Genomic DNA, 4,084 nt, shown 5'->3' with positions numbered 1-4,084 from the left:
CCGCGCACCCGGTCCGGCGCCTCGCCACGAAAGGGCGACCGACATGAAAACCATCGGCATCGTGCTCGCGATCGCGGGTGTCATCGCGCTGGTCTACGGCGGGATCGACTACACCAGGGACAAGACCGTTCTCGACGTAGGCCCGCTGAACATCACCGCGACCGAACACAAGACCTTCCCGATCCCGGCGATCGTCGGCGTGGTCGTGCTGATCGGCGGCGTCGCGCTGCTGATGGGCGGCAGCCGCCGCTCCAGGGTCCTGTGATCCGTGACGGCATTCCGGCCTCAGCCGGGCAACGGCGCGATTTCCGGTCGTACGGGTCTGCACCCGACGACGGGCGGTTCGAGCCGTTGTCCGGCATCGAATCCCGGATAGCCGCCGAACATGCGGCAGCCTACGCCCGGGGAATCAAGCGCGGGATCGACCTGGTCATCTCGATCATCGCCCTGTCCGTGTTCGTCATGGCCCTGACCCTGTTGGCGCCGGCCATCAAGCTCGACTCCCGCGGACCGGTCTTCTTCCTGCAGCCCCGCATCGGGATCGACCGGCGGCGGCGGCGCGTGCCGTTCCCGCCCCAGTCCGATCGGCGCCACGTCATCAATCCCGGGCGCCCCTTCCGGATCTTCAAGCTGCGCACGATGTGCCCGGAGGCGGAGAGCAACGGACCGCAGTTGGCCGTGGAGAACGACGAGCGCATGACCCGGGTGGGCCGCGTGCTGCGCAAGACCCGGTTGGACGAGTTCCCGCAGTTCGCCAACGTCCTGCGCGGCGAGATGAGCGTCATCGGGCCGCGACCGGAACGGCTCTACTTCATCCGCCAGTTCGAACACGACGTGCCGCACTATCGGGAGCGCCTCGTCGTGCTGCCCGGCATCACCGGCCTCGCGCAGGTGATCAACGGCTACGACACCGACCTCGAATCGGTGCGCCGCAAGGTCGTCCTCGACCGCGAGTACATCGACAGCCTCAGCTTGCGGAACGATCTGCGCATCCTGGCTCTGACCTTCAAGGTCATGCTCGACGGCGAAGGCGCTCACTGACGTCGTCCCGCTTCAGGGGTACAGCCAGCCGGCGGACACGGCCGAATTCCCGTCGGTGAAACCGCGCGCCGCGTCGACCCGCAACTGGCCCCGCCTGCCCGGCACCTTCACCCGCAGACCCGCGCCGCCGTCCACCTGCCACGGGACACGGCCGACCGGTCCGGTCTCCCACGGTTTGGCCATGTCGACGAAGACGGCCCAGCCGAACTGCACGGGACCCGGCCGCCACAGCCAGGCCTGCCGCTCGATCGTCGCCTGGGCGAGCGCGCGCCCGAAGACGGGCCCCCGGACGACGCCGCCGTCCAGCAGGGGATGCGCGCGCAGGAGCGGCGCGCGCCCGTATCCGGTTCCCGCACCCGACCAGAGCGCCAGCGGCGCGCCCGCGGTCGCGCGGGAAACCCCCAGGCTGCCGCGCCACGCTGCGGAGGCTTGCGACCCGCGCGCATCCCAGCCCAGGGACAAGCTCCCGTTTCCGAACGGGGCGCCGCTCCCGAGGCTCGCCCACCGCGCCAGTGCCGCCGTCAGCGCCAGGCGGTCGCCCGCCCACCGCGTTCCCACGCTCATCGCGAGCGACGCGTGGGCTCCACGATCATCCCACTCATCCAGCGCCGCACCGATTTCGAGGCGCAGGTCCGGGCCGACCCAATCGGCGAAGGACAGGCCCGTGCGCCGGCGCTCCTCGCGAACCGACACGCTGCGGACCGCGCCGCTCACGGATGACACGAAAGCGGCCGGCACGAGCGCGGGCGCATAGGCCTGGCGTTCCCAGAATCCTTCCACGCGCCAGATGCCGGGCCGCCCGCCGACGGCCGGCACCGTCAGCGCCAACGAGACGCGCGGGCGCTCCCGCCACCAGTCCCATCCGACGGACCACAGCTCCCCTTGCCCCATGGGGCTCGCCACGCCGACGTCGACCCCGTGCCCGAGCACGGCGTCGAGACCCGCACTCGCGACGTCCCACCGGCCCCCGAACGCGAGTGGCCGCTCCAGCACGGTCACGTTCGGCTGGGTGATCCCGGCGGGCAGGGGTTTCAGGCTCAACCGGAAATCCGCTTGGGCCGGCAATTCCTCCAGGCGCCGGCTCGCTCGACGGTAGGCTTCCGGCGTGAGCATCCGGCCCGGCGGCAGGTCGAGTTGGACGGCCACGACGGCGTAGCGCGTGCGCGCCAGGCCGTCGATGCGCGCCAGGTCGGTCCGCGGTTCGGACAGGTGGTTCCAGGCACGCAGCGCGCCCTCCACATCCCCGAGCAGGAACCGGCTGCCGGCCAGCAGGCGCCGGGCGTGGGCATCGCCCGCATCGAGCGCCAGGGCACGCTGCGCCAGCCGGCTCGCTACCGGCCAGTCGTCGGCACGGAACCGCAGGCCCGCGCGCTCCCGCAGCGGCGCCGCGGATCCGGGACAGAGCGCCTGGGCGGCGAGGAACTCGTGCTCCGCCCCCGCGGCATCACCTTCCCGGGCCAGCAGGACACCCGCAGCCATCAGGGAATCGCACCCCGCGGGAGCGATGTGTGCCGGCAGCGCCGCCGCCGGGACCTCCGGCGCGGTTTGCTCCCCGCTCTGCTGTGGTGGGAGGATCAGGAGCGCCCAGTCGCCGCTTCCGGACCAGGCGGTGGCGAACTCCGCTTCGCGCAGGGCCCGGAACGGCCCCACGACGGGATCGTGGACGACCACCCAGCCGTCGGTCCAGGCCACGAGCACCACGTAGTGATAGGAGTCGGCGCCGGCTCGCAGCAGGGCGATGATCGGCCTGCCCCGGGCCAGTTGCTCCGCGATCCCGGCCCGATTTCCCGCCAAGGGCAGCGCGGTCCAGCCCTCGTCTTCGACGGCCTTCACGAGGGTGGCCGTGAGCAGACCGGCCTGGCCTGGTTCCGCCAGAGCGGCGAAGTCCTCGGCCAAGACGCCGGTCTTCCCCCAATAGCGCAGGACCATGGCGAGGGCGGCCCCGCCGCAGAGCGCTCCGCTCTGCGGCACGTAGGGGACGTCCAGGAATCGCACCGTCTGCGGTGCGCTTCCTCGGGCGTCCGGTGGTGTGGCGGCCGGCGGCGCGGCCGCCGCCGGTGCGAACCGGAACAGAGCCGCCGCCGCGACGCAGAAGCCGGCTGCACGCCACGAGTTCACGGCCCGCCGGTTCAGTTGACCAGAAGGATGAGGATCAGCAGGATGATGATGATCGCGGTCGTCGAGATGACGACGTTGCCCTCTCCTCCCGCAAGTCCCTCGTCGACGCTGCTGGCCTGCGCAGCCAGCGTCGCCAGCGCCTCACCCGAGAGGACCGACGCCGCGGCGCTGGCGCGCTCGAGGTCCAGACCGGCGGCCCCGGCGATGCGGCGCACGTCCTCGCGCTGCAGCAAGGCCTGGATCGCCTCCCGGTCGGCGTCGGCCTGGTCGCTCTGCTGATCGATCCTGACCAGGATCTCGTCCGCGCCGACCACATGGAGCTGCGGCTCGACGGCCGGGACCGCGCCCACCGCGTCACCGGCGAAGATCAGCATGCAGGCGCCGACAGCGCCGGCCTTCATGGTGATCCTTGAGAATCTCCTGAGTCCATTCATGACACGCTCCCATTCATGCGGTGTTGCCGAGGTCGATCCAGTCCCGGCAACTGCAATCGACATGCCGCACGTCATGGCGGTCGTAACTGGTGATTTTACAAGGTGTTGATGTGATCGGGCTCGAAGCCTCCTCCATCATATCGACGACCGCACCCATCAATATGAAGAGAGCCGGCGGTCTCCCGCCGGCTCTCCCCTCGTCACGAGCTTGGCGCTCGCCGCTAGTTCGTGTTGCCGGTGGCGCCCGTGGGGCCGGTCGGACCGTTGGGCGTGCCGCCGGAACCGCCGTTGCCGCCCATCCCGATCATGTAGGTCGTGCCGCTGATCACGGGCGCGCCGCCTTGGCTCCAGACGCCGTAGCTCGGTCCGCCGTGGCCGCCGGCGCCGCCGCCGCCCTGGCCGCCCGCGCCACCGCTGCCGCCGTTGCCGCCCCGGCCGATCTCGCCGAGACAATTCGCGGCGCCGGTTCCGCCGGTGCCGCCCGCGCCGCC

Annotated in this window: 5 protein-coding genes; 2 read left to right on the top strand and 3 right to left on the bottom strand. The window is 71.5% G+C overall.

Features of this window, described 5'->3' with window-relative positions:
• Both Q7W29_03165 and Q7W29_03160 read left to right on the top strand, forming a co-directional pair.
• On the top strand, positions 1-265 hold a 265-nt coding region (locus tag Q7W29_03165; GenBank protein MDO9170810.1), incomplete at its 5' end, for a hypothetical protein.
• Positions 266-351: 86 nt separating this feature from the next.
• A complete protein-coding gene (locus Q7W29_03160) occupies positions 352-1,041 on the top strand; it encodes a sugar transferase (GenBank protein MDO9170809.1) in 690 nt (229 codons plus the stop codon).
• A 12-nt stretch (positions 1,042-1,053) separates the two neighbouring features.
• On the opposite strand, the gene Q7W29_03155 is transcribed toward Q7W29_03160, so the two are convergent.
• The 3 genes from Q7W29_03155 to Q7W29_03145 all read right to left on the bottom strand — a co-directional run.
• A complete protein-coding gene (locus Q7W29_03155; GenBank protein MDO9170808.1) occupies positions 1,054-3,036 on the bottom strand; it encodes a cysteine peptidase family C39 domain-containing protein in 1,983 nt (660 codons plus the stop codon).
• 134 nt (positions 3,037-3,170) lie between these two features.
• Positions 3,171-3,560, bottom strand: coding sequence for a PA2779 family protein (locus tag Q7W29_03150; protein MDO9170807.1), 390 nt, complete (start codon positions 3,558-3,560; stop codon positions 3,171-3,173).
• A gap of 254 nt (positions 3,561-3,814) precedes the next feature.
• Positions 3,815-4,084 (bottom strand): hypothetical protein (locus Q7W29_03145; protein MDO9170806.1); only part of this gene is annotated, 270 nt, incomplete at its 5' end.

This window comes from bacterium (genome assembly GCA_030654305.1).
Classification (GTDB): domain Bacteria; phylum Krumholzibacteriota; class Krumholzibacteriia; order LZORAL124-64-63; family LZORAL124-64-63; genus PNOJ01.
The sequence above is the reverse complement of the archived record's forward strand: the minus strand, read 5'-3'. Positions and strand labels throughout refer to the sequence as shown.